Origin of the sequence: Enterobacter cloacae complex sp. IR5403, from assembly GCF_049238705.1 — a bacterium.
Lineage (GTDB): Bacteria > Pseudomonadota > Gammaproteobacteria > Enterobacterales > Enterobacteriaceae > Enterobacter > Enterobacter hormaechei_C.
The window spans coordinates 269844-296843 of the sequence record NZ_JBMKHP010000002.1 but is presented as its reverse complement, the minus strand read 5'-3'; the positions used below and the strand labels follow the sequence as shown (position 1 = coordinate 296843).

Annotated in this window: 26 protein-coding genes and 1 pseudogene; 11 read left to right on the top strand and 16 right to left on the bottom strand. The window is 57.8% G+C overall.

Going from position 1 to position 27000, the window contains the following annotated elements; translation table 11 throughout:
* Positions 1–4: 4 nt before the first annotated feature.
* Complete coding sequence (locus tag ACOTW6_RS04355) at positions 5–1243, bottom strand: zinc-dependent alcohol dehydrogenase (RefSeq protein WP_015571156.1); 1239 nt, start codon at positions 1241–1243, stop codon at positions 5–7.
* 181 nt (positions 1244–1424) lie between these two features.
* On the opposite strand from ACOTW6_RS04355, the gene uspG reads away from it, so the two are divergent.
* Positions 1425–1853: a universal stress protein UspG gene (gene uspG, locus ACOTW6_RS04350; protein ID WP_047052967.1), complete on the top strand. Its 429-nt coding sequence runs from the start codon at positions 1425–1427 to the stop codon at positions 1851–1853.
* Positions 1854–1912: 59 nt separating this feature from the next.
* On the opposite strand, the gene ahpF is transcribed toward uspG, so the two are convergent.
* Both ahpF and ahpC read right to left on the bottom strand, forming a co-directional pair.
* Entirely contained in the window at positions 1913–3478 is a 1566-nt protein-coding gene (ahpF, locus tag ACOTW6_RS04345) for an alkyl hydroperoxide reductase subunit F (protein ID WP_022650587.1), read from the bottom strand.
* 242 nt (positions 3479–3720) lie between these two features.
* On the bottom strand, positions 3721–4284 hold the full coding sequence (gene ahpC, locus ACOTW6_RS04340; RefSeq protein ID WP_121479204.1) for an alkyl hydroperoxide reductase subunit C: 564 nt from the start codon (positions 4282–4284) through the stop codon (positions 3721–3723).
* Positions 4285–4911: 627 nt separating this feature from the next.
* On the opposite strand from ahpC, the gene citR reads away from it, so the two are divergent.
* From citR to ACOTW6_RS04325, 3 genes are all read left to right on the top strand, one after another.
* On the top strand, positions 4912–5817 hold the full coding sequence (citR, locus tag ACOTW6_RS04335; protein WP_121479205.1) for a DNA-binding transcriptional repressor CitR: 906 nt from the start codon (positions 4912–4914) through the stop codon (positions 5815–5817).
* Positions 5818–5982: 165 nt separating this feature from the next.
* Positions 5983–7206, top strand: coding sequence for a phosphoadenosine phosphosulfate reductase (locus tag ACOTW6_RS04330; protein WP_121479463.1), 1224 nt, complete (start codon positions 5983–5985; stop codon positions 7204–7206).
* Complete coding sequence (locus ACOTW6_RS04325; protein WP_047052954.1) at positions 7191–7817, top strand: IbrB-like domain-containing protein; 627 nt, start codon at positions 7191–7193, stop codon at positions 7815–7817. Before ACOTW6_RS04330 ends, ACOTW6_RS04325 begins: the two co-directional genes overlap by 16 nt.
* On the opposite strand, the gene ACOTW6_RS04320 is transcribed toward ACOTW6_RS04325, so the two are convergent.
* On the bottom strand, positions 7818–8978 hold the full coding sequence (locus ACOTW6_RS04320) for a pyridoxal phosphate-dependent aminotransferase (RefSeq protein WP_116329817.1): 1161 nt from the start codon (positions 8976–8978) through the stop codon (positions 7818–7820).
* Positions 8979–9100: 122 nt separating this feature from the next.
* Between ACOTW6_RS04320 and ACOTW6_RS04315 the strand changes: the two genes are divergently transcribed.
* The 3 genes from ACOTW6_RS04315 to ACOTW6_RS04305 are packed head-to-tail and all read left to right on the top strand — an operon-like array spanning position 9101 to position 10940.
* Positions 9101–9715 carry a methylthioribulose 1-phosphate dehydratase gene (locus ACOTW6_RS04315; protein WP_022650583.1) on the top strand — a complete coding sequence of 205 codons (615 nt, stop codon included), beginning with the start codon at positions 9101–9103 and terminating at the stop codon, positions 9713–9715.
* The gene (gene mtnC / locus ACOTW6_RS04310; protein ID WP_047052951.1) at positions 9712–10401 is read left to right on the top strand and encodes an acireductone synthase; all 690 of its coding nucleotides are present in this window, start codon (positions 9712–9714) and stop codon (positions 10399–10401) included. Before ACOTW6_RS04315 ends, mtnC begins: the two co-directional genes overlap by 4 nt.
* Complete coding sequence (locus tag ACOTW6_RS04305; protein WP_023315605.1) at positions 10398–10940, top strand: 1,2-dihydroxy-3-keto-5-methylthiopentene dioxygenase; 543 nt, start codon at positions 10398–10400, stop codon at positions 10938–10940. The genes mtnC and ACOTW6_RS04305 overlap by 4 nt, the downstream gene beginning before the upstream one ends.
* A 66-nt stretch (positions 10941–11006) precedes the next feature.
* Here ACOTW6_RS04305 and ACOTW6_RS04300 read toward each other — a convergent pair.
* Both ACOTW6_RS04300 and mtnA read right to left on the bottom strand, forming a co-directional pair.
* Positions 11007–11129, bottom strand: a pseudogene (locus tag ACOTW6_RS04300) (polyketide cyclase); the annotation flags it as partial.
* Positions 11130–11231: 102 nt separating this feature from the next.
* Entirely contained in the window at positions 11232–12248 is a 1017-nt protein-coding gene (gene mtnA, locus ACOTW6_RS04295) for an S-methyl-5-thioribose-1-phosphate isomerase (protein ID WP_047052949.1), read from the bottom strand.
* A gap of 102 nt (positions 12249–12350) precedes the next feature.
* Between mtnA and mtnK the strand changes: the two genes are divergently transcribed.
* The gene (gene mtnK, locus ACOTW6_RS04290; protein WP_062932216.1) at positions 12351–13550 is read left to right on the top strand and encodes an S-methyl-5-thioribose kinase; all 1200 of its coding nucleotides are present in this window, start codon (positions 12351–12353) and stop codon (positions 13548–13550) included.
* Positions 13551–13602: 52 nt separating this feature from the next.
* Here the strand turns inward: mtnK and ACOTW6_RS04285 are convergent, their stop codons facing one another.
* The 4 genes from ACOTW6_RS04285 to ACOTW6_RS04270 form a co-directional block, all read right to left on the bottom strand.
* Positions 13603–14844 carry an LVIVD repeat-containing protein gene (locus tag ACOTW6_RS04285; protein WP_062932217.1) on the bottom strand — a complete coding sequence of 414 codons (1242 nt, stop codon included), beginning with the start codon at positions 14842–14844 and terminating at the stop codon, positions 13603–13605.
* Between the two features lie 83 nt (positions 14845–14927).
* Positions 14928–15992 carry a sugar ABC transporter substrate-binding protein gene (locus tag ACOTW6_RS04280; RefSeq protein ID WP_062932218.1) on the bottom strand — a complete coding sequence of 355 codons (1065 nt, stop codon included), beginning with the start codon at positions 15990–15992 and terminating at the stop codon, positions 14928–14930.
* A 19-nt stretch (positions 15993–16011) separates the two neighbouring features.
* Positions 16012–17007: an ABC transporter permease gene (locus ACOTW6_RS04275; protein ID WP_062932219.1), complete on the bottom strand. Its 996-nt coding sequence runs from the start codon at positions 17005–17007 to the stop codon at positions 16012–16014.
* Complete coding sequence (locus tag ACOTW6_RS04270; RefSeq protein WP_062932220.1) at positions 17004–18506, bottom strand: sugar ABC transporter ATP-binding protein; 1503 nt, start codon at positions 18504–18506, stop codon at positions 17004–17006. Before ACOTW6_RS04270 ends, ACOTW6_RS04275 begins: the two co-directional genes overlap by 4 nt.
* A 159-nt stretch (positions 18507–18665) precedes the next feature.
* Between ACOTW6_RS04270 and ACOTW6_RS04265 the strand changes: the two genes are divergently transcribed.
* The 3 genes from ACOTW6_RS04265 to ACOTW6_RS04255 all read left to right on the top strand — a co-directional run bounded on the left by ACOTW6_RS04265 (position 18666) and on the right by ACOTW6_RS04255 (position 20792).
* The gene (locus ACOTW6_RS04265) at positions 18666–19754 is read left to right on the top strand and encodes an oxidoreductase (RefSeq protein WP_121479208.1); all 1089 of its coding nucleotides are present in this window, start codon (positions 18666–18668) and stop codon (positions 19752–19754) included.
* Between the two features lie 356 nt (positions 19755–20110).
* A complete protein-coding gene (locus tag ACOTW6_RS04260; RefSeq protein WP_045142683.1) occupies positions 20111–20416 on the top strand; it encodes a type II toxin-antitoxin system RelE family toxin in 306 nt (101 codons plus the stop codon).
* Positions 20388–20792, top strand: coding sequence for a helix-turn-helix domain-containing protein (locus tag ACOTW6_RS04255; protein WP_032670385.1), 405 nt, complete (start codon positions 20388–20390; stop codon positions 20790–20792). The genes ACOTW6_RS04260 and ACOTW6_RS04255 overlap by 29 nt, the downstream gene beginning before the upstream one ends.
* Here ACOTW6_RS04255 and ACOTW6_RS04250 read toward each other — a convergent pair.
* From ACOTW6_RS04250 to entE, 6 genes are all read right to left on the bottom strand, one after another.
* Entirely contained in the window at positions 20789–20986 is a 198-nt protein-coding gene (locus ACOTW6_RS04250) for a YbdD/YjiX family protein (RefSeq protein ID WP_006809671.1), read from the bottom strand. The genes ACOTW6_RS04255 and ACOTW6_RS04250 overlap by 4 nt on opposite strands.
* Before the next feature lie 115 nt (positions 20987–21101).
* Positions 21102–23207: a pyruvate/proton symporter CstA gene (gene cstA, locus ACOTW6_RS04245; protein WP_047737918.1), complete on the bottom strand. Its 2106-nt coding sequence runs from the start codon at positions 23205–23207 to the stop codon at positions 21102–21104.
* Between the two features lie 149 nt (positions 23208–23356).
* Entirely contained in the window at positions 23357–23770 is a 414-nt protein-coding gene (gene entH / locus ACOTW6_RS04240; RefSeq protein WP_032647647.1) for a proofreading thioesterase EntH, read from the bottom strand.
* Entirely contained in the window at positions 23770–24522 is a 753-nt protein-coding gene (gene entA / locus ACOTW6_RS04235) for a 2,3-dihydro-2,3-dihydroxybenzoate dehydrogenase EntA (protein WP_176691873.1), read from the bottom strand. Before entA ends, entH begins: the two co-directional genes overlap by 1 nt.
* Positions 24522–25376, bottom strand: coding sequence for an isochorismatase (locus ACOTW6_RS04230; protein WP_121479210.1), 855 nt, complete (start codon positions 25374–25376; stop codon positions 24522–24524). Before ACOTW6_RS04230 ends, entA begins: the two co-directional genes overlap by 1 nt.
* A gap of 10 nt (positions 25377–25386) precedes the next feature.
* Positions 25387–26997, bottom strand: a complete 1611-nt coding sequence (gene entE / locus ACOTW6_RS04225) for a (2,3-dihydroxybenzoyl)adenylate synthase EntE (RefSeq protein ID WP_213788915.1) — start codon at positions 26995–26997, stop codon at positions 25387–25389.
* Between the last annotated feature and the right edge of the window lie 3 nt (positions 26998–27000).

The window sequence follows — 27000 nt, the reverse complement described above, 5'->3', positions numbered from 1 at the left end:
AACCTCACACAACGCCGCCGGGGAAGGCATTCACCAGTCCCTTTACTTTCTGCTGCGCTGCCTCCGGGGTGTCTGCGCCAGGCACCAGGATCACCTTGCGGCACTCCTCCTCCCGTTTTTCGAAGATCTTATAGGCGCGTTCCGCATCAGCCAGCGGAAGATAGTGGGTCACAATATCTTCTGGGGTAAGCAGCCCTTTTTCGATGAGCGGCAGCAGCTCTCCCAGCCAGGCATGGACGTGGGTCTGCCCCATCTTAAAGCTCAGCCCTTTATCGAAGGCATCGCCAAACAGGAAGCCGTGAATAAAACCGGCGTACACGCCCGGCACGCTGACCACGCCGCCGCGTCGCACCGCAGCAATGCACTGGCGCAGGGCTTTGCCGCTGCTGCCTTCAATTTTCAGGTTACTGAGGATCGTTTCCGTGGTGCTGCCTTTGGCCTCAAACCCGACGGCATCAATCACCGCATCCACCCCTCGCTGTCCGGCCGTTTGCTCAATGATTTTCTCCGCCGCGTCGTTATCGTCATCAAAGTTAATCGGGATCGCGCCGTAGCGCTCCTGGGCAAACCGCAGTCGATAGGGATGATGGTCAACCACGAAAATCTGCTCTGCGCCGAGAAGCCGCGCGCAGGCAATGGTCAGTAACCCCACCGGCCCGGCCCCGAATACGGCGACGCTGGAGCCTTTCTGGATCTGCGCATTTTTTGCCGCCTGCCAGGCGGTAGGCAGAATATCTGACAGGAAAAGCGCTTTGTCGTCAGACAGCAGCTGGGGCACTTTAAACGGCCCCACGTTGCCTTTCGGGACGCGCACATACTCCGCCTGTCCGCCCGGCACGCCGCCGTAAAGATGGCTGTAGCCAAACAGCGCGGCAGGGGCGGGAATTTGCTTTTTGTTCAGCGCCGCGCCCTGTCCACGATTCGTGTTTTCACAGGCCGCGTACTGTTGCATCTGGCAAAAGAAGCAGTCACCGCAGGCAATCACAAACGGGATCACCACCCGGTCACCTTTCTGCACGTTTTTCACTTCGCTCCCGCACTCCACCACCTCGCCCATAAATTCATGACCAAAGATATCGCCGTGCTGGACCTTGGGAATTTTTCCGCGATAAAGATGCAAATCAGAACCACAGATCGCCGTGGCGGTTACGCGCAGGATGATATCGTCAGGCTGTTCGATACCCGGATCGGGGACATTATCGACCCGAACATGATGTGGACCGTGATAGGTGAGAGCTTTCATGCAACCTCCGAAAGGGTGTGGGTAAGCTTATAAAAGGGTAGCTACCTCTCGGGATCTGCCCCGGAATCCGGCTGTTTTGAGATTTATCCTGGCGAGATAAAAAAGTGCTGTCGGGATTACAGAAACCATTTATATTTTGTGGTTGAATGATTTCAGCGTTTATTAACAAGGAGAAACGGTTATGTATCAAACAATCATTATGCCGGTTGATGTTTTCGAAATGGAACTGAGTGATAAGGCTGTACGTCACGCGGAATTTCTCGCGCAGCAGGACGGAATTATTCACCTTCTGCATGTTTTACCGGGCTCTGCCAGCCTGAGCCTGCATCGTTTCGCTGCTGATGTGCGTCGTTTTGAAGAGCATTTACAGCATGAAGCCGAGACACGCCTGCAAACCATGGTCGGGCATTTCAGCATCGATCCTTCCCGCATCAAAACCCACGTCCGGTTCGGTAGCGTGCGCGACGCCGTTAATGAGCTTGCCGGGGAATTAAATGCCGACGTGGTAGTGATTGGTTCACGTAACCCTTCCATCACCACTCACCTGCTGGGGTCGAACGCCTCAAGCGTGATCCGCCACACCCACATTCCGGTGATGGTCGTGAGATAAAAAAAGAGGCCACCTTTTGGTGGCCTCTGGCATTGCAGGTGTCGTCTTGCTTTCTTTTATTATGCAGTTTTGGTGCGGATCAGATAATCAAACGAGCTCAGCGACGCTTTCGCACCTTCGCCGGTGGCGATGATGATCTGTTTGTATGGCACGGTGGTGCAGTCGCCCGCCGCAAATACGCCCTTCACGCTGGTTTCGCATTTCGCATCGATGATGATCTCGCCCATGCGGTTGCGTTCAATCGCACCTTCCAGCCAGGTGGTGTTTGGCAGCAGGCCGATCTGAACAAAGATCCCTGCCAGCGCTACGCTGTGGATATCGCCGCTCACGCGGTCACGGTATTCCAGACCGGTCACTTTGCTGCCGTCGCCTTTCACTTCTGTCGTCTGGGCATTGAGCACAATATCGACGTTATTCAGGCTACGTACTTTATCCTGCAACACCTGGTCCGCTTTCATCTCCGGGGCGAACTCCAGCAGGGTAACGTGTTCAACAATTCCCGCCAGATCGATAGCCGCTTCCACGCCGGAGTTACCGCCGCCGATCACCGCGACGCGTTTACCTTTGAACAGCGGGCCGTCACAGTGCGGGCAATAGGTCACGCCTTTGGTGCGATACTGATCTTCGCCCGGGACGTTCATGTTGCGCCATTTCGCGCCGGTGGCAATGATCACGCTGCGCGCCTTCAGCACCGCGCCGGAGGCCGTTTCAATCTGGTGCAAACCACCCTCGACCGCGGCCGGAACCAGTTTGCTGGCGCTCTGGCTGTCAATGACATCCACGTCGTAGTCGCTGACGTGCGCCTTCAGCGCCCCGGCCAGTTTCTGACCTTCGGTTTTCGGCACGGAAATGTAGTTTTCAATGTCTACGGTATCCAGAACCTGACCACCGAAACGCTCGCCCATCAGACCGGTACGGATCCCTTTACGTGCGGAGTAGACCGCCGCTGCCGCACCCGCCGGGCCGGAGCCAACAATCAGTACGTCGTACGCATCGCGTTGGTTCAACTCTTCCGCCGCGCGTTTTTCTGCGCCGGTATCTACTTTGGCGACGATTTCGGTCAGCGTCATACGCCCCTGGCCGAACTCCTGACCATTCAGGTAAACCGCCGGAACGCCCATCACGTTGCGCTCGGTGATTTCGTTCTGGAACGTACCGCCGTCAATCGCCGTGTGCTTAATGCGCGGGTTGAGGACTGACATCAGGTTCAGCGCCTGCACCACGTCCGGACAGTTGTGGCAGGAGAGTGAGTAATAGGTTTCAAACTCAAAATCACCGTCGATATCGCGGATCTGCTCCAGCAGCGCCTGCGCTTCTTTTGACGGATGACCACCGGTCCACAGCAGCGCCAGCACCAGGGACGTAAATTCGTGCCCCAGCGGAGAACCCGCGAAACGTGGCCCCTGGTCAGACCCTGGGTTGGCGATCAGGAAAGAAGGCTTACGGACTGCCAAGGTGTTGTCTTCTTTGAAGGTCACTTTCGGCGACAGCTCAGCAATCTCTGTCAGCAGTGCTTTGATTTCTGCCGATTTCGCGCTGTCGTCCAGCGTGGCAATCAGCTCAACAGGTTTGGTCAGTTTCTCAAGGTAGGCCTTGAGCTGGGTTTTCATGTTAGTGTCGAGCATTATTCTTCCCTCTCTTAAAACGTCATCATGCAAGCCGCCTTATACGGGCTGCCTGAATGCAACTTGCATCATGGTGCTGGAATGAAATGGGCGCGGGGAGCGCCCATGACTGAAACAATTTCCAAAGTATTTCGCGTCAGAGCAAGGCGGCTAGCCTGAGAATCCCCGGGAGCTTACTAAAGTAAGTGACCGGGGTGAGCAGGCGACGCCAACGCAGCTATGGCGTGAAAGACGACGGAAATTTAGATCTTGCCGACCAGGTCCAGAGATGGAGCCAGCGTCGCTTCGCCTTCTTTCCATTTCGCCGGGCACACTTCGCCTGGGTGAGAAGCAACGTACTGAGCCGCTTTCACTTTGCGCAGCAGGTCAGATGCATCACGGCCGATACCTTCAGCGGTAACTTCGATCGCCTGGATAATGCCCTGCGGGTCAACAATGAAGGTCGCACGGTCAGCCAGGCCTTCATCTTCACGCATGTTGTCGAAGTTACGGGTCAGGGCGCCAGTCGGGTCGCCGATCATCGCGTATTTGATTTTCGCGATAGTTTCAGAGCTGCTGTGCCACGCTTTGTGGGTGAAGTGGGTATCGGTAGAAACAGAGTAAACGTCTACGCCCAGCTTTTGCAGTTCTTCGTAGTGGTCTGCCACGTCGCCCAGTTCGGTCGGGCAAACGAAGGTGAAGTCAGCCGGATAGAAGAAGAACACGCTCCAGCGGCCTTCGGTATCTTTCTCAGTTACTTCGATGAACTCACCGTTTTTGAACGCCTGGTTTTTGAAAGGTTTAATTTTGGTGTTAATCAAGGACATCTGTACTTCCTCCGTGTTTTCGTTGAGATGTAAGGTAACCAACTTTGTTCATCGGGGCTAATGCGTATGCTTTATCAAATCAATCAGCCAAACCTTACAACAGCAACAAGACAGCAAGGTGAACCTTTTACAGGAAAGCCTGAAAGTAAAAAGGCCGCCTCAACGGGCGGCCCTGATACCTGAATCCCCCGCAGGTACATTCAGTGCCAGCCGAAGCTGGCGTTGCGTTGCGCTCTACATACCTTGTATCAAGGCCGTAACAGCGCTTTGATTACAACACCAGTGAAGAGGAAGGGCAATGCGCCCTGACGGCATTCCTGCCTATGGTTGTGATAGGTTTTATCGAACAATGAATGAATATTAATGCGAACAAATCCACTCGGTTTATATATCTCTATCGAAATATAGATGTCAATTGTATTTTCCGGTCTCTGTCACACTGCTAAAGATAAAATTATCTTAACTTCCTTTGAAGATCTATTTCATTAATCCGACACCGTGATATATTAAGGTGGTTTTAAAAACTAATTAAGTAAGTTAGCCACACGGATTGTAAACGGCTAATTTCAATCTATAGTTATCAGTGATGTGGTAACTTCAGCAGACACGGCAGCATCAGGACGAATCATGGCAAATCTCTACGACCTTAAAAAATTTGACCTTAACCTTTTGGTCATATTTGAATGCATTTATCAACACCTCAGCATAAGTAAAGCGGCAGAGACGCTGTATATTACGCCGTCTGCCGTAAGCCAGTCGCTGCAACGCCTGCGCGGGCAGCTTAACGACCCTCTGTTCATTCGTTCAGGCAAAGGCATTACGCCAACCACCGTGGGGGTTAATCTGCATCATCATCTGGAACAGAACCTCAACCAGCTGGAACAGACTATTAACATGATGCATACCAGCGGGCTGAAGAAAAGTTTCGTGATCTACTGTCCGCAATTTATGACGCCAAAAATCATGCTTGGCCCGATGTTGCTTTTAATGGAAAAGCATAATTATCATATTGAACTGCATGATGTTTTTCTCGCACCAGACTCAGCGGAAGACCTGCTGGCCTATCGAAAGGCAGATCTTGTCTTTTCATTCTCTCCTTTAAACAGTCGTTCTACGGCCTGTAGCCTGTTTTATGAGATGCCTTTTGTGCTCGTTTGCCATCAGGATCATCCGCGACTCGGCCTTAACGCGACGACTGAAGAAATCCTGCGTGAAAATTTCACGGCCTATTTAAGCGATGAAGCCAGCGTGAAAAGTTATCAGGAAAGTGCAGAAATGGTGCTTCCTGAAAGAAATATTGTGTTCCGCAGTGATTCTTTTATATCACTGCTGTCGATGATCAGCTTCAGCGATATTATTGGTCTAATCCCAATACCAGCGTTTGAACAATACGGCAAGGCTCTCAACCTGCGGATAATCGAGACCGATATAAATTTGCCAACTGTTAAACTCTACGCAATGTATAATCGCTCCGCATTGAATAGCCCGGTATTCTCCAGCTTTATTCAAGAATTATCACAGTTGCAACAGTAATGAATTCTGGCCGTTTTCTGTGCGGCCAGAACACTTCCCTAAATATTCATCAAAATGATAATTAAAAAAATCATACAATTTATTTCCCTTTATTTCCCCAGCTTGTTGTATCCTTTCGCATATTGACTCCGTCTCAGGTAATTATTACTCAGGAAGAGAATGATCATGTCAATCTATAAAATACCGTTGACCCAAAATGTCCTCAGCGCCACCGAGGAACGAATAGCGTGGACGCTTGAGAATATATCCCGGGTCTGCGTCTCCTTTTCAGGCGGTAAAGATTCTACCGTCATGCTGCATCTCGCGGCGCTGCGCGCCAGGCAGATGAAAAGAAAAATTGACGTGCTGTTTATAGACTGGGAAGCGCAGTTCACCTATACCATTGTCCATATCGAGCATATGCGCTCACTCTACAGCGATGTGATAGATCACTTCTGGTGGGTGGCCCTTCCCCTCACCACGCAAAATTCGTTGTCGCAGTTTCAACCAGAGTGGCAATGCTGGGAACCCGACACGCCGTGGGTGCGACAGCCCCCTGACGACGCCATTACCGATCCCGCTTTTTTTCCTTTCTACCAGCCGGGAATGACCTTCGAAACCTTCGTTCGCAGCTTCTCTGACTGGTTTTCCCTCAATCGTCCGGCAGCCATGATGATAGGCATTCGCGCCGATGAATCCTACAACCGCTTTCTGGCTATCGCGTCGGCACGCAAGCAGCGCTTTTCTGACGATAAACCCTGGACGACCGTCGCACCGGGCGGGCATACCTGGTATATCTACCCTTTGTACGACTGGAAAACCGCCGACATCTGGACGTGGTTCGCGAAATCAAAATGTTGCTATAACCCGTTATACGACCTGATGTACAAGGCGGGGGTGCCGCCGCGTTATATGCGCATCTGCGAACCGTTTGGCCCGGAACAGCGTCAGGGCTTGTGGCTCTATCATGTCATTGAACCCGAACGCTGGGCGGCGATGTGTGAACGCGCCTGCGGGGTGCGCAGCGGCGGTATTTATGCCGGGCACGATAACCATTTTTATGGACACAGGAAGATCCTGAAACCCGATCATCTTGGCTGGCGCGAATACGCCATGCTGTTACTCGACAGCATGCCGCAAAATACGGCGGAACATTACCGCAATAAAATCGCGGTTTATCTCCACTGGTATCAAAAGCGAGGCATGGACGATATTCCCGATACGCAGGAGGGTGACATTGGTGCAAAAGATATCCCTTCCTGGCGACGCATTTGTAAGGTTTTACTCAACAATGACTATTGGTGCCGGGCACTTTCGTTTAGCCCAAATAAGCCTAAACACTATCAGCGCTACAGCGACAGAGTGAAAGCAAAACGCAAGGAATGGGGGATTTTATGCAACAACGAATAATCACCGAAATGGAAACGTACCTTCAGGCACTTTCTGAAGAAGAGCAAATAGCCGCCATTAATGCGTTTCGTCAGGCATTACATGAAATCAGCCCTTTTCGCGATCAGCCCGTCGATTGCGTATTGTGGATAAAAAAGACAAACATCACCGCTAACGATTACAACCCAAATAACGTCGCGCCGCCGGAAAAGCGGCTGCTCAGCAAGTCACTGGAGCTGGATGGATTCACACAGCCTATCGTTGTGACGGAAAATGCGCCACAGCACTACGAAATTGTCGATGGTTTTCATCGTCATGATATCGGCAGTAACCGGGCGACCCTGAAGCGCCAGCTTAAGGGTTACCTTCCTGTCACCTGCCTGCGTAAAGCGCGGCAGGAAAAGTTCGACCGCATGGCTGCGACCATTCGCCACAACCGCGCGCGCGGACGCCACCAGATCAACGCCATGTCAGAAATCGTGCGCGAGCTGGTGCTTATGGGCTGGAGTGAGCAGAAAATTGGTCAGGAATTGGGTATGGACAGCGATGAAGTGCTGCGTCTGAAGCAGATCAACGGTCTGCTCGAACTCTTCGCAGACCGTCGTTTTTCTGAAGCCTGGACGGTGAAATAGTCAGAGCGCGTTTAACCGCGCAGCCGCTGCCAGCAGCGTCGATTCCTGCTTCGCAAAGCAAAGCCGGATCAGCTTATGCGGGAAGGGATCGGCGCAGAACACCGACAGCGGGATGGCCGCCACACCCACCTCTTTCGTCAGCCACTGGCAGAAACTCACGTCGTCCAGATCGGAAATCGCGCTGTAGTCGGCCAGCAGGAAATAGGTCCCTTCACAGGGTAAAATCTCCAGCCGACTCTGGCTCAACGCAGCCACAAACCGATCCCGACGCGCACGGTAAAAATCCGGTAGCTCACGGTAGTGTCCGGGTTCGCTGCGCAACATGTCCGCCAGCGCCAGCTGAGCGGGTGTGTTCACCGCAAACGTCAGATACTGGTGCACTTTACGCAGCTCAGCGCTGATGGCGGCGGGCGCCACGCAGTACCCGACCTTCCAGCCGGTCATATGGTAGGTTTTGCCAAATGACGATACCGCGATTGCACGCTCACGAAGCTGCGGATGCGCCAGCACGCTGGCATGCCCCTCTTCGGCGAAGCAGATATGCTCATACACCTCGTCGCTCAGAACATAGATTTCACGTTCGGCGATGGCCTGCCACAGGGCGGCAAAATCGCTCTTCAGCCACACCGTCGCCGATGGGTTGTGCGGCGTATTCAGGATCACCAGCCGGGTTTTATCGCTCAGCAGCGCGGCAAACGCCTGCCAGTCCGGACGAAAATGCGGCGGCTGGAGCGCCACGCGTTTCACCACGCCGCCGGCTAGTTCAATCGCCGGGGCGTAGCTATCGTAGCTTGGGTCAAAACAAATCACCTCATCGCCGGTACGCACCAGGGCGGTTATCGCCGCATACAGCGCTTCGGTCGCCCCTGCGGTTACCGTGATATCGCTGTTCGCGTCAGGCTTATGGCCGTATAACTCCGCCGTTTTATCCGCAATGGCCTCACGCAACGCCTGCACGCCGGTCATCGGCGCGTACTGGTTGGCTCCCTGCGCCACGTGGTACGCCAGACGCTCCTGCAAATATTTCGGCCCGTCAAAATCCGGGAAACCTTGTGAGAGGTTAATGGCGTTGTGCTGCTGCGCCAGGGCGCTCATCTGCGTAAAAATCGTCGTGCCGAGATTCGGAAGTTTACTCTGCGGGATCAACGGGTTATTGCTCATTGTAGTGTGCCTGCCTGTAATACTTATGTTGCTGACACTATAACACGATGTTAGTCTTTGGCAATCAAGACGCTTAGACGTCTAAACGATATAAATATTCCTGACCGAGAGGGTAAAAGGAAATGACAGACAACCTGCAACTCACACACCTGGTCGAGGCCTGCCGCTGGATTGGCGCTAAAGGCTGGGCGCCCGCTACCGGCGGCAATATGTCCGTGCGTCAGGATGAACACCTGTGCTGGCTGAGCGAATCCGGAAAAGACAAAGGCAGCCTGACCACCGCCGATTTCCTACAGGTTGAAATCGCCACCAACCGTGCGCCGTCTGGCCGTAAACCGTCGGCAGAGACCGGGCTGCATACCCTCATCTATCGCCTGTTCCCCGAGGCTAACGCCGTCCTGCACGTTCACACCGTCAATGCCACGGTACTGTCGCGTCTGGTCAACGAGGCCGAGCTGAAGATCACCGGTTTTGAGATGCAAAAATCCCTTACCGGGCAGACCACGCACCGGGATACGGTGGCCATCCCGGTGTTTGATAACGACCAGGACATCGACGCCCTCGCCTCACGCATCGCCCATTACGCGCAGGAACGCCCGCTTAATTATGGTTTTCTTCTGCGCGGCCATGGCTTAACCTGCTGGGGACGCGACGTGGCCGAAGCCCGCCGTCATCTGGAAGGTTTAGAATTCTTATTTGAATGCGAAATGCGTTTACGACAATGGGAGAGAGTATGATTCGCGCGATTGTGACGGATATTGAAGGGACCACCAGCGATATCCGTTTTGTCCATGATGTTTTGTTCCCCTACGCGCGTGAGCGGCTGGCGGCCTTTGTGACCGCGCAGCAGTACGCCGAGCCGGTCAAATCGATTCTGGACAACCTGCGCGATGAAATCAGCGCTCCGCATGCCAGCGTCAGCGATCTCATCAACGTGCTGTTTACCTTTATGGATGAAGACCGCAAATCAACGGCGCTCAAAGCCCTGCAAGGCATCATCTGGCAGGACGGTTACGTCAACGGTGACTTTACCGGACATCTCTATCCTGACGTACTGCCCGCGCTGGAAAAATGGAAGGCGCAAGGGATTGATCTTTATGTTTATTCCTCTGGCTCCGTCGCCGCGCAGAAACTGTTATTTGGCTACAGCGACGAAGGTGATATTACTCATCTGTTCAGCGGCTATTTTGATACCCACATTGGCGCCAAGCGCGAGGTGCAGTCTTATCAAAATATTGCGACGCAAACGGGCATCGCCCCGTCGCAGATCCTGTTCCTGTCGGATATTCATCAGGAGCTGGACGCGGCTGAACAGGCGGGTTTTCGCACCCTGCAACTGATTCGCGGTGAAGATGACGGCGCAAGCCATCATCATCAGATCCACCAGTTTGACGAGATTAATCCGGAGCAGATCCCTTCATGAGCGCATTGACCATTTATTCCGATAAAGACGCCAGTCAGCACCAGTGGCACAGCACCGACGCCGCCGAGATTGCTCAACAGCTGAACGCCAAAGGCGTGCGTTTTGAACGCTGGGCGGCGGATCGCGATTTAGGGCACGATCCCGCGCCTGAAGCCGTGATCGCGGCGTATCAGCATGCGATCGACAAGCTGGTGGCAGAGAAAGGTTACCAGAGCTGGGATGTGATCAGCCTGCGCGCCGACAATCCGCAGAAAGAGGCGCTGCGCGCGAAGTTCCTGAACGAACACACCCACGGCGAAGACGAAGTGCGCTTTTTCGTGGAAGGAGCGGGATTATTCTGCCTGCACATTGGCGATGAGGTGTACCAGGTGCTGTGCGAGAAAAACGACCTGATTTCCGTACCCGCGGGCACGCCGCACTGGTTTGACATGGGATCAGAGCCGAACTTTACGGCGATCCGTATTTTCGATAACCCGGAGGGTTGGGTGGCGCAGTTTACCGGGGATGCGATTGCGGATGCGTATCCACGCCTGGCCTAGTCTGAACAGGCACGGTTAGCCCCCTCTCCCTGTGGGAGAGGGTTGGGGTGAGGGCACCCGTGCGCACTACGCGTTAAGCCCCTTAACATACCCCACCAGCTGATCCAGCACAACACCCCACCCTTCATGGAAGCCCATCTGCTCATGCTGCTCGCGGATCTCCTTCGTCGGGTGACGCGCAATCGCCGAGGTCGCGCGGTGCATCCACCACGCGCTCCAGTTTTAAGTCTGTGTCAGGATCGAGCGTCACGATGTTGTCCTCTCAGGGCCCCGCTTAAAGGATAGCCGGACTCAGGCAAATTTCCCTTCCGCCACCTCGTCCGGTGTGACCACGCCTGTATCCAGCACCCAGCCACTAATCAGCGAGGCAGGCGTGACGTCAAACGCCGGGTTATAAACCTGCGCCTCTTGCGGCGCCCACTGCACCGCGCCAAAGCTTCCCGCGACGCCCGTCACTTCGCTGGCGGCGCGCTGCTCAATCGGGATCGCATCCCCGTTCGGGCAGTCCGGGTCGAGAGTCGTTTGCGGGGCGGCGACGTAGAACGGAATACCGTGGAACTTCGCCAGCACCGCCAGGGAATAGGTGCCGATCTTGTTCGCCACGTCGCCGTTGGCGGCAATGCGGTCTGCACCCACCCACACGGCATCCACCTGCCCTTTTGCCATCAGGCTGGCGGCCATGGAGTCGGTAATCAGCTGATACGGTACGCCCAGCTCGCCGAGTTCCCATGCGGTCAGCCTGCCGCCCTGCAATAGCGGACGTGTTTCATCCACCCAGACGTTGCTGACCTTGCCTTCCTGATGCGCGCGGGCAATCACCCCCAGCGCGGTACCCACGCCCGCCGTCGCCAGCCCGCCGGTGTTGCAGTGGGTCAGCAGACGGCTGCCGGGCTTCACCAGCGCGCTGCCCGCACTGGCAATGGCGTCACAGAGCCGTTTGTCTTCGTCAATCAGCCGCAGCGCTTCAGCCACCAACGCCGGAACGAACGCTTCCTGCCACAGCGCCAGCTTCATGCGGTCGAGATTGTTCATCAGGTTCACCGCCGTAGGGCGGGAGGCGCGCAGGGTCTCCAGCGCCACCGCCAGCTCATCGCGGCTTTTGCCGCTTTCCGCTAACAGCGCCAGCAGCAGGCTTGCAGAGAGACCAATCAGCGGCGCGCCGCGCACCCGCAGCGCGTGGATGTGCCCGACCAGCGCCTCGACCGTCGAGGCATCCAGCCAGCGTTTCTCCTGCGGAAGCGCCTGCTGGTCGAGAATAAAGAGCTGATTATCCGCCACCCGCAGGCTGGTCGTCTGTAATGTCTGCATGTCGTTAATTCCCTGTTGCGTTGTTGTAGCACATTGTGTCAGGATGAAATCCAGATGTATAGACGTCTACATGTCTTAATTAGCAAAACTGAGGAGCAGGCCATGTCGCAATACCGTACCTTTACCGCTCAGGATGCCGTGGAGTATGCCAGGCAGTTTGGCGGACTTGACGATCCTTCATCGCTGGTAGAGGCGCAGGAAATCGGCGACGGCAACCTCAACCTGGTCTTTAAAATTTTCGACGGCGCGGGCGTGAGCCGCATCGTCGTTAAGCAGGCGCTGCCCTATGTACGCTGCGTCGGCGAATCCTGGCCGCTGACGCTGGACCGCGCCCGTCTTGAAGCGCAAACCCTGGTCGAGCATTACCAGCACAGCCCGCAGCACACGGTGAAAATCCACCACTTTGATCCGGAACTGGCGGTGATGGTGATGGAAGATCTCTCCAGCCATCGCATCTGGCGCGGCGAGCTGATCAAAAATAATTATTACCCCCAGGCAGCGCATCAGCTGGGGGAATATCTGGCTCACACCCTGTTCCACACCAGCGACTTTTATCTGCATCCGCACGAGAAAAAAGCGCAGGTGGCAAAATTCATCAACCCGGAGATGTGCGAGATCACCGAAGATCTGTTCTTCAACGATCCGTACCAGATCCACGCGCGCAACAGCTACCCGGCCGAGCTGGAAAATGACGTCGCCGCCCTGCGCGACGACGCCCAGCTTAAAATCGCCGTGGCCTCCCTCAAGCACCGCTTTTTCTCGCACGCCGAAGCCCTGCTGCACGGGGACATCCACAGCGGCTCGATTTTTGTGGCCGACGGCAGCCTGAAGGCCATCGACGCTGAGTTCGGCTATTTCGGCCCAATCGGTTTTGACGTCGGCACCGCCATCGGCAACCTGCTGCTGAACTTCTGCGGCCTGCCGGGTCATCTCGGCATTCGCGATGCCGCCGCCGCGCGCGAGCAGCGCCTGACCGATATTCAGGAGCTGTGGAACAACTTCGCGGAACGCTTCCAGGCGCTGGCGAACGAGAAAGCCCGCGACGCCGCACTCAGCGCGCCGGGCTATGCCTCCGCGTTTCTGAAAAAGGTCTGGCATGACGCCATCGGATTCTGTGGCACCGAGCTGATTCGCCGCAGCGTCGGGCTTTCCCACGTGGCGGATATCGACACCATCCAGGACGAGGCGATGCGCCACGAGTGCCTGCGCCATGCGATAACGCTCGGTAAAGCGCTGATTGTGATTGCCGACCGTATCGACAGCGCAGAAGAGCTGGTGGCAAGGGTGCGGCAGTACAGCTGATTTTCTCCCTCTCCCTGTGGGAGAGGGCCGGGGTGAGGGCATCAAACCGCACTCACCCCAAATACTCAATCACCGACAACCCACCGTTATAATCCGTGCTGTAAATAATCCCCTGCGCATCCACAAACACGTCGCACGACTGGATCACCTGCGGACGATTCGGCCGCGTATCCATCATCTTCGCAGGCGCGGCAGGCACCAGCGCCCCCGTTTCCACCGGGCGATACGGATTGGAAATGTCATACGCGCGCACGCCTGCGTTCTGGTACGTCGCGAAGATCAGCGTTGAGCTGATAAAGCTCCCCGGCCGGTTCTCGTGCAGGTTGTGCGGGCCGAAATGCGCCCCTTTCGCCACGTAGTCGGTTTCATCCGGCTGCGGGAAGGTAGAGATACTTACCGGGTTCGACGGCTCGCGGATATCAAACAGCCAGATCAGCTTCTCGCCGTCCTGCTGGTTATCCAGCACCGCTTCATCCAGCACCACCAGCAGATCGCGGTCCGGCAGCGGCAGCGCGGTGTGCGTCCCACCGCCAAACGGCGGGCTCCAGTTACGGTGGCTAATGAGCTTAGGCCGGGTGCGATCCTTCACGTCTAGGAGCGTCAGGCCGCCGTCGCGCCAGCTGCCGTACGCCGTATCGCCGGCAATAATCGCATGGTGCAGCGCGTAACGTTTCCCTTCCGGCCAGTCCGGCTGTTCGCCTTCGGCCTGGTTCATCCCGGGCAGCCACCAGCGCCCCGCCACTTCAGGCTTGCGCGGGTCGGCCAGGTCGATAGTCAGAAAAATGTAGTCGGTAAAGCCGTCGATCAGCGCCGACACGTACGCCCAGCGGCCACCGACGTACCAGATGCGGTGAATGCCGATGCCGCTCAGCGACAGAAAGCCGATTTCGCGCGGCCTGTCCGGCTTGGAGATATCAAAGACGCGAAGCCCGGCGCTCCAGCCTTTATCCTGCACGTCGCTGACGGTCTCCCCCACCTGGCGGGTGTAGTAGATCTTCTCATCGGCAAAACGCGCATCGGCAAACAGATCCCGGGCGTTGATGACCAGCAGCAAATCGTCGTGCGCCTGGAGATGTACGTTCCAGGTCCCCGGCGGCGCGGGCACGTAACCTGCGGCTTTTGGATTTTTCGGATCGCGCACATCAACGATGGAAAAGCCCTGCGACACCATATGGCCGATCCAGGCGAAACCACGGTGCACCATCAGCTGTACACCATCCGGACGACCGCCCTGGTCGCTATGGCCAATTAGCCGCATATTGCGGCTGTATTCGGGTTGAGGTAATGCAGACATGTGTAAGTCCTTTCGCCGGATGGCGGCTGCGCCTTATCCGGCCTACAACACCGTAGGCCCGGTAAGCGAAGCGCTACCGGGCATTATTTTGACCTGGCTTCCAGCGTCGCAAACCACGGCGCGATAAAATCTTCCGTCTGGCCCCAGCCCGGAATGATTTTCCCCAGCGACGCCACGTTCACCGCGCCCGGCTGGGCGGTCAGCAGCGCCTGCGGAATAGCCGCCGCCTTGAAATCGTAGGTGGCAGGCGTCGCTTCTCCGGCAATCTTATTGGCGATCAGGCGTACGTTGGTCGCGCCAATCAGCTTCGGATCTACCGCCACGCTCACCTTCCACGGGCTACCCGGCTCACGCATCAGCTGTAAATCCTGGTTGGAGATGTCGATGCTGTAGAGCTTGATCTCGGTGCGGCCGTTCTCTTTCAGCGCCTTATACGCGCCCTGGCTGAAGGCATCCCAGGTCCCCCAGATGGCGTCGATTTTACCTTTCGGGTATTTCGCCAGGATCGCCCCCACCTTGTTGGCGGTGTCGCCCTGCACGTCAGAGGAGACCGCGCCGATGGACTCCAGCTCTTTAATCTCCGGATACTGCTTTTGCAGTTCTTTATACGCCGCCTGACGGCGCTCCATCGGCGGGAAACCCGCGACCCACAGCTTGACGATATTGGCCCTGCCGTTGAAATCTTTCGCCAGTTGACCAAAAGAGAGGTTGGTCAGGGAGGCATCGTCCTGCTGGGTAACGGTTACGCCCGGGATCTCGCCGTTCACGGCGGTATCAAACACCGAAACTTTGATCCCGGCATCCACCGCCTTTTTTACCAGCGCGGTGGAGTACGGATCGCGCCCCTGAGAGAGAATAATCCCGTCGTATTTCTGGCTGATGGCCTGGTTAACGAAGTCCTGGAATCTGGCGTCGTCCCCGTTACTTAAAAACGTGCTGACCTTAAAGCCGAGCTTTTTCCCTTCCTGAATCGCCCCGGCAACAAACTGCGTGGTGTTGTCGTCCGAGCCCAGGTTGCGGATCACCGCGATGCGAATGGGGCCGTCATGGTTCGCAATGGCAGCCGGAACCGGCGCGGGGGTAGCCGCCAGGCCCGGCAGAGCAGTGAGTAACCCAAGAGCCACCAAAGAGAGTGCAATCTTTTTCATTCATTATCCCGTTGTGTTGTCAGCGTTTTTGTATGTAAGTAATCGCCAGCGCCACCGCGAGCACCAGCCCTTTTATAATGTCCATGGCGTAATACGGCACGGAGAGCATCACCAGCCCGTTGGAGAGCACGCCGAGGATCACCGCCCCCACCAGCGTGCCCAGCGCGTTCGGCTTGCCGGACCCGGCCAGCGAGAAGCCAATCCATGCCGCCGCCACCGCATCCATCAGGTAGCCGCCGCCCGCATTCACCTGCGACGACCCAATGCGCGAGGCCAGCAGAATGCCGCCCAGCCCCGCCAGCAGCGAGGCAATTACGTAGGCCGCCACCTTGTAGCGCGTGGTGCGAATGCCGGAGAGTCGCGCGGCTTCCGGGTTGCCGCCAATGGCGTACATCCGGCGTCCGTGGGTGGTCAGCGACAGGCCCAGTTGCGCAAGAATCGTCACCACCAGCATGACGATCACAATGGTCGGCACCTGCCCGAGCAGGCTGAACGCCGCCGGAATGGTCCCTTCCGCCATGTCGCCGCTCGGCAGCACCATGTTCTCGGTAATCGACCCGCCGTAGCTGTAGGTCATCGCCACGCCCTGGATGACAAACAGGCTGGCAAGGGTCGCGAGCATGTCCGGAATGCGCAGAATGACGATCAGAAAGGCGTTAAACAGGCCGACCAGCGTGCAGAGCGCAAGGGTGATCAGAATCGACTCGGTGGTGCCGAAGCCGTGCCAGACGAAAAGCGAAATCACCAGCGCGTTCGCCAGCGACGCGGTTGACCCCACCGAGAGATCGAACCCGCCGACGGTCAGGGAGATCGACACGCCAACGGCAATCACCGTCACGATGGCGATCGCGCGCAGAATGTTGATGATGTTGTTCGGATCGAGGAAGCTGTCCGACGCCAGGCCAAAGACGGCCACCAGCGCGACGACGGTCAGCAGCATGCCCCACTTATAAAGAAAATCGAAAATCTGCTGACGGCCAGACGCCGCCGAGTTCACTGAAAGGGCCTTGCTCACGACGCCGTTCCTCCGGTTGAATAATAAAGTAGTGTCTCTTCCCGGGCTTCGGCCCCGGCGATTTCCGCCACGATGCGTCCGTCCCACAGCACGCAGATGCGGTCGCACAGCCCGACCAGCTCGGCGAACTCGCCCGAGGCGTATATGACACCTTTGCCCTCGCGCGCCAGGCCGTCGATCAGCTGAAACAGATCGGTTTTGGCCTTCACGTCCACGCCTTTAGTCGGCTCGTCGAATATCAGCACGCTGGCGTCATTGCGCAGCCATTTCCCGATGGCGACCTTCTGCTGGTTACCGCCGGAAAGCCGACGCAGCACCTGCCCCGGCCCGCGCGTGCGCACGCCGACGCGGGCAATCACCTCTTCTGCCCAGCGCCACGCCTGACGATGACCAAACAGGCTCCAGCGCGAGAAGCTGTTATCGGCGCACACGGCAAGGTTCATGCTCACCGGCTCGTCGATAAAAATGCCCTCTTTGCGCCGCTCCTCCGGCACCAGCGCCAGACCGCGCAGCACCGAGTCTGCCGGGTCGCGCGGTTTCCAGGCCTGATGGTTCAGCTCGCCGCTCGCGACGCGGCTTTTGCTGGCGCCAAACAGCGCCTTGCAGAGTTCCGTTTTCCCCGCTCCCGCCAGCCCGGCAATGCCGAGGATTTCGCCTTTGCGCAGGTGCAGGGAGATATCTTTCAGCAGCGCGTCGTCGTGCAGCCCTTCCACCCGCAGCAGCGTCTCTTCACCGTGCGGCGGACGCGGGGGCGGATAGATATCGCTCAGCTCGTGGCCGAGCATCTTCTCGACGATCTCCTCTCCGCTCAGATCCGCCATCGGGCCGGACTCAATCAGCCTGCCGTCGCGCAGCACCGTCAGGGTGTCGCAGATGGCCTTCAGCTCGTGAATGCGGTGAGAGATAAACACCACGCCGATGCCCTGCTGTTGCAGACGTCTTACTACCGCAAACAGACGCTCGCTCTCGTGCGCGTCCAGCGGCGCGGTGGGTTCATCAAGAATCAAAAAACGGCAGTGGTGCGACAGCGCCCGCGCCAGCAAAATCTGCTGCTTTTCGGCCAGCGTGCAGCTGTCGATGGAGCGGCGTACGTCGAGCGAAACATCCAGCTGCGCCAGCGCCTGCCGCGCCTGCTGACGAACCGCGCGCCAGCTGTAGCGGTGCCCCGGATGCGCCAGCTGGTCGAGCATGATGTTTTCGGCAATGCTTAACCCGGGGATGAGCGCCACATCCACCTCCTGCTGCACAAGGTGGATACCCAGTCGTTTAGCGTCCAGCGGCTCGCGGATACTTACCGGCTGGTTGTTAATGCAGATTTCGCCTTCATAACGATCGTGCGTCCCGCACAGCACCGCCATCAGCGTCGATTTCCCCGCGCCGTTGGCGCCGGTCAGCGCATGCACCGACCCGCCGTTCAGGGTGAAATCCACGCGCGACAGGGCCTGAAAGCCGGAAAAGGCCAGACTGATACCGCGCATCTCAAGGCGACTGGAAACCATCCGCGTAAATCCTTCATTACTCTTCTGATTTAGCGAATTTTTCACAGCTCCTGTTGACTGACAACGACGGAAAAGGCATAAGATAAAGCGAAATATTATTAGCCATCCGGATGTCCAGACATAACATCGGGTTAGCGCTTGCTAAAAAAGGACAACTTCATGAGCAACACCGATATCCGCGTCGTGCCTGGCCCGGCGAACTACTACTCTCATCCGGGAAGCCTTGCGCACCTGGATGATTTCTTTACTCCGGAACAGCTTTCCCGCGCAGTGTGGATCTACGGCGAGCGGGCAATCGAGGGCGCACGCCCTTATCTGCCGCAGAGTTTTAACGCGACGGGGGCAAAACATCTGTTGTTTAAGGGCCATTGCAGCGAGCGTGACGTCACTCATCTGGTGAACGAATCGGGAAGTGAAGCCAGCGTGGTGATTGGCGTGGGCGGCGGCGCGGTAATGGATACCGTCAAGGCCGTGGCGCGTCGTCTGGGCGTGCCGTTCGTGGGCATTCCCACTATCGCCGCCACCTGCGCGGCGTGGACGCCCCTCTCCGTGTGGTACAACGATGCCGGTCAGGCGCTACAGTTTGAGATTTTTGACGACGCCAACTTTCTGGTGCTGGTGGAGCCGCAGATCATCCTTAACACCCCGGCGGAATACCTGCTGGCGGGCATCGGCGATACGCTGGCGAAGTGGTACGAAGCGGCGGTGCTCGCCCCTCAACCTGAGAGTCTGCCGCTGACCGTGCGTCTTGGCCTGAACGGTGCGCTGGCGATCCGCGACGTGCTGCTGGAACGCAGTGAAGAGGCGCTTGCGGATCAGCAGCGCGGCGAACAGACGCAGGCGTTCCGGGACGTGGTGGACGCGATTATTGCCGGAGGCGGAATGGTCGGCGGTCTGGGTGAGCGCTACACCCGCGTGGCGGCAGCGCACGCGGTGCACAACGGCTTAACCGTGCTGCCGCAGACGGAAAAATACCTGCACGGCACCAAGGTGGCCTACGGCATTCTGGTGCAGAGCGCCCTGCTCGGTCAGGACGACGTGCTGGCGCAGCTGGTGGCGGCGTACCAGCGCTTCAATCTGCCGACCACGCTTCGCGAGCTGGACGTCGATATTCACAACCGCGACGAGCTGGATAAGGTCATTGCCCACACCCTGCGCCCGGTGGAGTCGATTCACTATCTGCCGGTGACGTTAACGCCTGAGGTTCTGCGCACCGCGTTTGAGAAGGTGGAATCCTTCAGCCGTTAATCGCGCCGACGGACTATACCTAATGATGATTCTCTCCACTCTCGTAACGAGGTCATCATGCAGATCGATTTAACAGGTAAAAAGGCGCTGGTTACCGGCGCCAGTCGTGGGCTGGGGCCGCGGGTCAAATTTCCGGCACCGGTCTGGATGTCGACGGCGGTCTGAACGCCTGATCGCAAGTTTACTGTATGCCTCTGTCGCCCGGCAGAGGCCTGTTCGAGCCGCCTCGACGATTCGCGGTTTGCCGCTTTCTCGCGGTTTTTCTCCGCTCTACAGTAGCCCATAAGAAATTCGGAATTTATCTAATAGTCTTATTATTTCCTTATATTTTGTGTGGGCGTACAGTGGAGGTACGGATGAAGATTGTCTGGTCCAATGGTGCAAAAAAGGCATTTTCCAGAATTGACGAGCGGTATCAGCGTCGCATTGAGGTAAAGCTTACTGAGCTGGATGACCGCTCGGCTCCCCGGCCCGATATCAAAAAAATATCGGCGACCGAAGATCATTTCCGGCTTCGCGTAGGCGATTACCGCATCGTCTATACGCTTCGGGACAATCCTGATAACCATTGTTATGTTTTGGCCGTCAAGCGCAGAACTTCAACGACTTACCTGCATGAGGAGAGTGCCACCTATGGCTGTTCAGCTAATCAAGGACGATAACGGGAAAACGCAGTACGCCGTTATTCCCTATCACGAATATTTTCGTATGCTCTTACAGATGTCAGAAATTGACGACGAAACCGACGACGATCTGGAGGATATTGAAGTCGAACACGATAGTCTGGATGACGTGGAATTGCCCGGAGAAGTATGCAGCATCATGACCTGGCAAAACGTCAGCCTACAGGCCGCCTGGCGCATTTTACGCGGCATGTCCCAGCAGGAGGTGGCGGAGAAGCTTGGCATCAGCCAGTCCGCCGTGTCACAGCTTGAAGCGCTGGACTCCCGACCGCAAAAGCGCACCCGCGAAAAGCTGGCGGCAATTTACGGCTGTAAACAGGAGCAGATCAGCCTCTATTTACCAAAAGAGGGTTAACAGCACTTCGCCCCGCCCTTGCCGCCGTAGCGGGCGTCCTGGCGGTCGCGGAAAAATTCTTCGTAGGTCATGGGCGTCTGGTCCGGGTGGTTGACGCGCATATGCTCGACGTAGTTGTCGTAATCCGGCACGCCAATCATCATTTTAGCGGCCTGGCCCAGGTATTTACCTGCTTTGGAAAGGGTGTCGAACATAATCAGTTTCTCGTTTGTATTCCCCTCACCCTGACCCTCTCCCCAAAGGGGAGAGGGAACTTTAACACCCTCGCCCCTGTGGGGAGAGGGCTGGGGTGAGGGGGGTTTGGTAATGTTAATGCGCCCCTTTCGCCTGGGTGACAATCTCGTCCAGGTTCTCAGGCATTGGCTCATACGGTGTCTCTTTCGCCGTCGGTTTGTCGACTTTCAACGCCGCCAGCGCGGTTTTCAGAGAATACAACGCCAGCACCACAACCACCACCATAAAGAAGATGGTCAGCCCGGCGTCCAGACGGTTGTTAAACACCAGCTGCGACAGCTGCGACTCGGTGTACTGTGCCGGGATCTTGCCGCTGTCGATCATCGCCTGGAACTTGTTGGCGATCGCCAGGAAGCCCACCTTGTTGTCCGGGCTGAAGGCTTTCTGCCAGCCCGCGGTCAGGGTACAGATCAGCAGCCACGCCGTTGGCACCAGCGCCACCCATGCGTAACGCTGGCGCTTCATCTTGAACAGCACCACCGCGCAGAGCATCAGCGCCATGCCCGCCAGCATCTGGTTGGCGATACCGAACAGCGGCCACAGGGTGTTAATCCCGCCCAACGGATCGACCACGCCCTGATGCAGGAAGTAGCCCCACGCCAGCACGCACAGCGCCGTCGCCAGCAGGTTAGCCGGGAGTGAATCGGTACGCTTCAGGTTCGGGGAGATCACCCCCAGCAGATCCTGCAACATAAAGCGCGCCGCACGCGTACCGGCATCCACTGCCGTCAGAATAAACAGCGCCTCGAACAGAATGGCGAAGTGATACCAGAACGAGACATCCATCAGCCCGCCCAGCGCGCCGTGCAAAATGTAGGCCATACCCACCGCCAGCGTTGGCGCTCCGCCCGCACGGGAGATAATCGACTGCTCGCCGACCTCGTTGGCGATATGCGTCAACGTTTCCGGGGTAATCGCAAAGCCCCAGCCGCTGACCACCTGCGCGGCAGAGGCAACCACGTCAACGGTGCCCGCCGGGGCCAGTACCGCCATTGGGCTGTTCATCGCAAAGTAAACGCCCGGGTCAATAATACAGGCCGAAACCAGCGCCATAATCGCCACGAAGGACTCCATCAGCATGCCGCCATAGCCAATCAGGCAGGCCTGATTTTCATTCGCCAGCATCTTCGGCGTGGTCCCGGAGGCGATCAGCGCGTGGAAGCCCGACACCGCCCCACAGGCGATGGTGATAAACAGGAACGGGAACAGGTTGCCGGTCCAGACCGGGCCGGTGCCGTCAATAAATTTGGTCAGCGCAGGCATGGTCAGGGTCGGGCGCATAATCAGAATGCCGATCGCCAGCCCGACGATGGTGCCGATTTTCAGGAAGGTAGAGAGGTAGTCACGCGGGGCCAGCAGCAGCCATACCGGCAGCACCGCCGCCACGAAGCCGTAGCCCACCAGCATCCAGGTCAGCTGCACGCCGGTGAAGTCGAAGAACGGCGCCCAGGTCGGGCTTTCCGCTACCCAGCCGCCGGAGATAATCGCAAACACCAGGAACACCAGGCCAATAACTGAAACTTCACCAATGCGCCCCGGACGCAGATAGCGGATATAGATCCCCATAAACAGCGCCAGCGGAATGGTGAAGGCGACGGTATAGGTTCCCCACGGGCTGTGGGTCAAGGCTTTCACAACGATCATCGCCAGCACCGCGAGGATGATCACCATGATCATAAAGGTCGCCACCAGCGCAATCACCCCGGCGGTTGCGCCCATCTCCTCTTTCACCAGCTCACCCAGCGAACGACCGTCGCGGCGGGTGGAGACGAACAGCACCATGAAGTCCTGCACAGCGCCCGCCAGCACCACCCCCGCGAGGATCCAGATCATCCCTGGCAGGTAGCCCATCTGCGCGGCCAGTACCGGCCCCACCAGCGGGCCTGCCCCGGCAATCGCCGCGAAATGGTGACCGAACAGCACTTTTTTATCGGTCGGCACGTAGTCCAGACCGTCGTTATGACGCACGGCAGGCGTCATGCGCGTGGCATCAACCCCTAACACGTTTTTCGCAATATAGCGGCCATAAAAACGGTACGCGATCAGATAAATGCAGACGGAGGCGACGACGATCCACAGCGCGTTGATCTGTTCCCCCCGGTTGAGGGCGATATAGCCCAGGGCAAAGGCTCCCACCACGGAGAGCACCGCCCACGTTAGGTATTTCCCTGAGTTGTTCATAGTTGTTGTCCGTTGTTGTGAAACAGTGAGATGTTACATTTTGTTTCTAGAACAACGGATAAAATTTAACAACTTTGAAACGCAATAATGCGTGGTCAAACCAGAGATTTACACCACAGTGTTAAGCCGATCACTTTCAGCTGAATGACTTACCCCAACACCATCGTACTCAACCGACAGGTACAGCACCGCCGCCCCTGCTCGTCGAACACCACGATCTCCCAGCTCTGGCTGGAACGGCCCAGATGCAGCGGCTGACACACGCCGCGTACCTTACCGTGAGAGACCGCGCGGTGATGCGTGGCATTCAGTTCCGTGCCCACCACGTTCTGCCCGTCACGGGTCATCAGAAAACCGGCCATTGAGCCCAGCGTTTCCGCCAGCGCCGCTGAGGCGCCGCCATGCAGCAGGCCAAACGGCTGGTGCGTGCGGGCATCCACCGGCATCTCCGCTTCAAGCGTATCGTCCCCGAGGCGGGTATAGACGATGCCAAGGTGCTCCACCATTGTGTTCTGGCTGGTGGCGTTCAGCTCCTCGAGCGTTAAATGACGTTTCCAGATCATTACGCCCCCAGCGTGGAGCCGCCGTCCACCACGATATCCTGCAAGGTGATATGGCTGGCGGCATCGGATGCCAGGAACAGCACGGTCGCAGCAATCTCCTGTGGACGGGCAATTTTACCGAGCGGAATGCCGAGCTTGAACTGCTCGCCAAAGCCGCGAATGCGCCGCTGTTCCGCATCATCGCTGGTCCACAGGGTGCGCTGCATGTCGGTATCCGTTGAACCCGGCGACACCAGGTTACAGCGCACGCCGCTGCCCGCCAGCTCCAGCCCGACGGTCAGCGCCAGGCTTTTCAGCGCCGCTTTCGACGCGCCATAGGCGCTCATGCCGATGCGCGGCGTGTGCGCCGCGTCAGAGGCCACCGTCACAATCGCCCCACCCTGCTGACGACGGAACTGGCCCATCGTCTGCTGGAACAGGTTGAACGCGCCGCCGACGTTGACCGCAAAGGTCTGCTGCCAGTCCTCCTGCGAGAGCTGATCCGTCGCGCCCATACGCAGAATGCCCGCCGCGTTAACCAGCACGTCGAGCCGCTCAAGGCTGCTGAGCAAACGCCCGCAGACGTCACTCACCTGTGCCGCATCCGCCACGTCCAGCGTTTCGGTGGCAAACGGATATTCGCCGTGAGGGAAAGCCAGATCGAACCCGGTCACCTGCGCCCCGGCCTCCGCAAATGCCAGCGCGGTCGCATAGCCAATGCCCTTACCCGCGCCCGTCACCCAGACGGTTTTACCGGTGAAATCAAAACCCATCACTTCACCTCGCGGGAGAGCAGCGCCCACCAGGCATCGAGGGTCGGATTTTTTGCCAGCATCACGAAATCAATGTCGCCGTGCACTTTGCGCCAGCGGGCGGCCAGCGCCATCATCCGCACTGAATCCAGACCGTAGTCGATCAGGTTTTCGTCATCCATCGGCTCGTCGGACTCGTCCAGCAGCGGCAGGATCAGCTCACGCAGCGCGGCTTTCGTTGCCGGAACGGACGGCAGCAGCTCGTCGGTCATCACCACGCGGCCCGAACGTCCTGCCACGTATTTCAGCGACATCAGGTGCTCGTCGCGGGTGAAATCCGCCAGCGCGTCGGCGATAAAGAACGGTTTGATGTCGCGCATAAAGGCGTCGGTGGCGGTGGTCATGCAGCCGATGTGGGCGTACACGCCGGTGATCAAAAGCTGGTTGCGCCCGGTCTCTTTCAGCATCTGCTCCAGCGGCGAGCGGTGGAACGCGCTGTAGCGCCACTTCACCAGCACGGTGTCCGCTTCGTCCGGGGTCAGTTCAGCGACGATGCACTGCTGCTCCGGTGAGCGAGTCAGACCCGGCCCCCACATATCGTTCAGCAGGGCGCGGTCTTCATCGCTCTGATCTTTCGGCTGCGCGGTGTAGTAGACAGGAATATTGTGCTCTTTGCAGTACGCGCGCAGTTTAGCGATGTTCGCCACTACCTGCTGCATCATGTCGCTATTTTCGCCCCAGAAGTTCAGGAAGTACTCCTGCATATCGTGGATCAACAGCGCGGCGCGCTCCGGCTCAAACGTCCAGTTCACTTTACTGGTCGGCAGTTCGGCGGCGGTTGGCAGCGCGTATGCGGTTAATTTTGGAATGGCCATTCTCTGTTCCTCAGCCCCGGGCGCGTTCAGCAAGCCACAGGCGCAACTGTTTCTTATCAACTTTGCCGACCGGCGTGAGCGGAAGCGCATCCACGCTCTCCACGCGGTCCGGCAGCTTAAATTCGGCAACGCCCTGCTCGCGCAGGAAGCGGCGCACCTCCACCGCGCGCAGGGGCTGTTTCACCACCAGGTACGCGCAGCTTTTTTCGCCCAGCAGGCTGTCCTCCATGCTCACCAGCGCGGCGTGGATCACCGCGTCGTGGCGCAGCAGCAGGTTTTCGATCTCTTCGGCGGCGATCTTCTCGCCACCGCGGTTGATCTGATCTTTCTCGCGCCCCTGCACGGTGATGTAACCCTGCTCATCGATGGCGATCAGATCGCCCGAGCAGTAGAAACCGTTGGCATCAAAGGCGCTGGCGTTGTGTTCCGGGCTATTGAAATAGCCGCGGAAGGTGTAAGGGCCGCGTGTCATCAGACGCCCGACTTCCCCGCGCGGCAGCGGGTTGCCGTCCTCGTCCGCCACCCACACTTCATCGTCCGGGCACATCGGGCGGCCCTGGGTATTGATGATGCGCTCCGGCGCATCGTCGAGGGCGGTGTAGTTCACCAGCCCTTCAGCCATGCCAAACACCTGCTGAAGCTGGCAGCCAATTTCCGCCGGAATACGCGCCGCAAGCGTGGCGGAGAGACGTGCGCCGCCTACCTGGAGCAGTTCGAGGGATTTCAGCTGGGCGTTCCCCGCGCCGTCGGCAATCGCCTGCAACCACAGGCTGACCGCGGGCGGCACCAGCGAGGTGACGTTTATCTGATGCTGTTCAATGAGCGGGAAGCAGAGCGTGGCGCTCGGATCGTTCGCCAGCACCACGCAGCCGCCCGCCGTGAAAACGCCTAACGATCCCGGCGAGCTCATGGCGTAGTTATGCGCCGCGGGAAGCGCGTTCAGATAGCGGGTGCGCGCAGTGATACCGCAGATTTCGTTGCTGCGGCGAATGCTGTAGTCGTAATCGTTATGCGTACGCGGGATCAGCTTCGGCGTGCCGGTGCTGCCGCCGGAGAGCTGGAAGAACGCCACTTCGTCGGCGGGCGTCGGGTTCGGGATGAAATTGTCCGCCGGGCGCGCGATCGCCGCCTCCAGCGCGTGTTCACCCTTGTCACCGCGCAGCAGCACGACGCGTACCGAGCGATGCGTATCCACAAAGGTATTGAGAAAATCATCGCCCGCAAACAGCGCGTGGTCGCGGTCGGCAATCAGCACGGCGGGTTTGATCTGCACCGCGTAGGCGTTGAGTTCGCTGCGCTGATGGCTAAAGAGCGCGTTGACCGGTGCGACGCCGATTTGCAGCAGCGCGAAGAAGGTGATGTAGAACTCGGCCACGTTGCCGAGCTGCACCAGCGCGGTCTCGCCGCGATGCAGCCCCTGCGCCTGAAGGACAGACGCCAGATTCGTCACCGCCTGATTAAACGCGCGGTAGGTGATGCGGCGATCGCCGTCAATTATCGCGACCGCATCGCTATCCGCATGGTCCGTCAGGATGTGGGTCAGCGGCCGATCCTGCCAGTAGCCTTTTTCACGGTAGCGGCGGGCAAACTCCTCAGGCCAGCGGGTAAAAGGGATAGTCATGAG

Coding starts and splice junctions, on each gene's coding strand:
- ACOTW6_RS04250 (WP_006809671.1), bottom strand. CDS start 20,986: ATGTTCGACACCCTTTCCAAAGCAGGTAAATACCTGGGCCAGGCCGCT.
- ACOTW6_RS04325 (WP_047052954.1), top strand. CDS start 7,191: ATGCAACAACGAATAATCACCGAAATGGAAACGTACCTTCAGGCACTT.
- ACOTW6_RS04255 (WP_032670385.1), top strand. CDS start 20,388: ATGGCTGTTCAGCTAATCAAGGACGATAACGGGAAAACGCAGTACGCC.
- ACOTW6_RS04285 (WP_062932217.1), bottom strand. CDS start 14,844: ATGTCTGCATTACCTCAACCCGAATACAGCCGCAATATGCGGCTAATT.
- mtnC (WP_047052951.1), top strand. CDS start 9,712: ATGATTCGCGCGATTGTGACGGATATTGAAGGGACCACCAGCGATATC.
- ACOTW6_RS04265 (WP_121479208.1), top strand. CDS start 18,666: ATGAGCAACACCGATATCCGCGTCGTGCCTGGCCCGGCGAACTACTAC.
- cstA (WP_047737918.1), bottom strand. CDS start 23,207: ATGAACAACTCAGGGAAATACCTAACGTGGGCGGTGCTCTCCGTGGTG.
- ACOTW6_RS04330 (WP_121479463.1), top strand. CDS start 5,983: ATGTCAATCTATAAAATACCGTTGACCCAAAATGTCCTCAGCGCCACC.
- ACOTW6_RS04315 (WP_022650583.1), top strand. CDS start 9,101: ATGACAGACAACCTGCAACTCACACACCTGGTCGAGGCCTGCCGCTGG.
- mtnA (WP_047052949.1), bottom strand. CDS start 12,248: ATGCAGACATTACAGACGACCAGCCTGCGGGTGGCGGATAATCAGCTC.
- ACOTW6_RS04280 (WP_062932218.1), bottom strand. CDS start 15,992: ATGAAAAAGATTGCACTCTCTTTGGTGGCTCTTGGGTTACTCACTGCT.
- ACOTW6_RS04270 (WP_062932220.1), bottom strand. CDS start 18,506: ATGGTTTCCAGTCGCCTTGAGATGCGCGGTATCAGTCTGGCCTTTTCC.
- entH (WP_032647647.1), bottom strand. CDS start 23,770: ATGATCTGGAAACGTCATTTAACGCTCGAGGAGCTGAACGCCACCAGC.
- ACOTW6_RS04355 (WP_015571156.1), bottom strand. CDS start 1,243: ATGAAAGCTCTCACCTATCACGGTCCACATCATGTTCGGGTCGATAAT.
- uspG (WP_047052967.1), top strand. CDS start 1,425: ATGTATCAAACAATCATTATGCCGGTTGATGTTTTCGAAATGGAACTG.
- mtnK (WP_062932216.1), top strand. CDS start 12,351: ATGTCGCAATACCGTACCTTTACCGCTCAGGATGCCGTGGAGTATGCC.
- citR (WP_121479205.1), top strand. CDS start 4,912: ATGGCAAATCTCTACGACCTTAAAAAATTTGACCTTAACCTTTTGGTC.
- entA (WP_176691873.1), bottom strand. CDS start 24,522: ATGGGTTTTGATTTCACCGGTAAAACCGTCTGGGTGACGGGCGCGGGT.
- ACOTW6_RS04230 (WP_121479210.1), bottom strand. CDS start 25,376: ATGGCCATTCCAAAATTAACCGCATACGCGCTGCCAACCGCCGCCGAA.
- ahpF (WP_022650587.1), bottom strand. CDS start 3,478: ATGCTCGACACTAACATGAAAACCCAGCTCAAGGCCTACCTTGAGAAA.
- ahpC (WP_121479204.1), bottom strand. CDS start 4,284: ATGTCCTTGATTAACACCAAAATTAAACCTTTCAAAAACCAGGCGTTC.
- ACOTW6_RS04320 (WP_116329817.1), bottom strand. CDS start 8,978: ATGAGCAATAACCCGTTGATCCCGCAGAGTAAACTTCCGAATCTCGGC.
- ACOTW6_RS04260 (WP_045142683.1), top strand. CDS start 20,111: ATGAAGATTGTCTGGTCCAATGGTGCAAAAAAGGCATTTTCCAGAATT.
- ACOTW6_RS04305 (WP_023315605.1), top strand. CDS start 10,398: ATGAGCGCATTGACCATTTATTCCGATAAAGACGCCAGTCAGCACCAG.
- entE (WP_213788915.1), bottom strand. CDS start 26,997: ATGACTATCCCTTTTACCCGCTGGCCTGAGGAGTTTGCCCGCCGCTAC.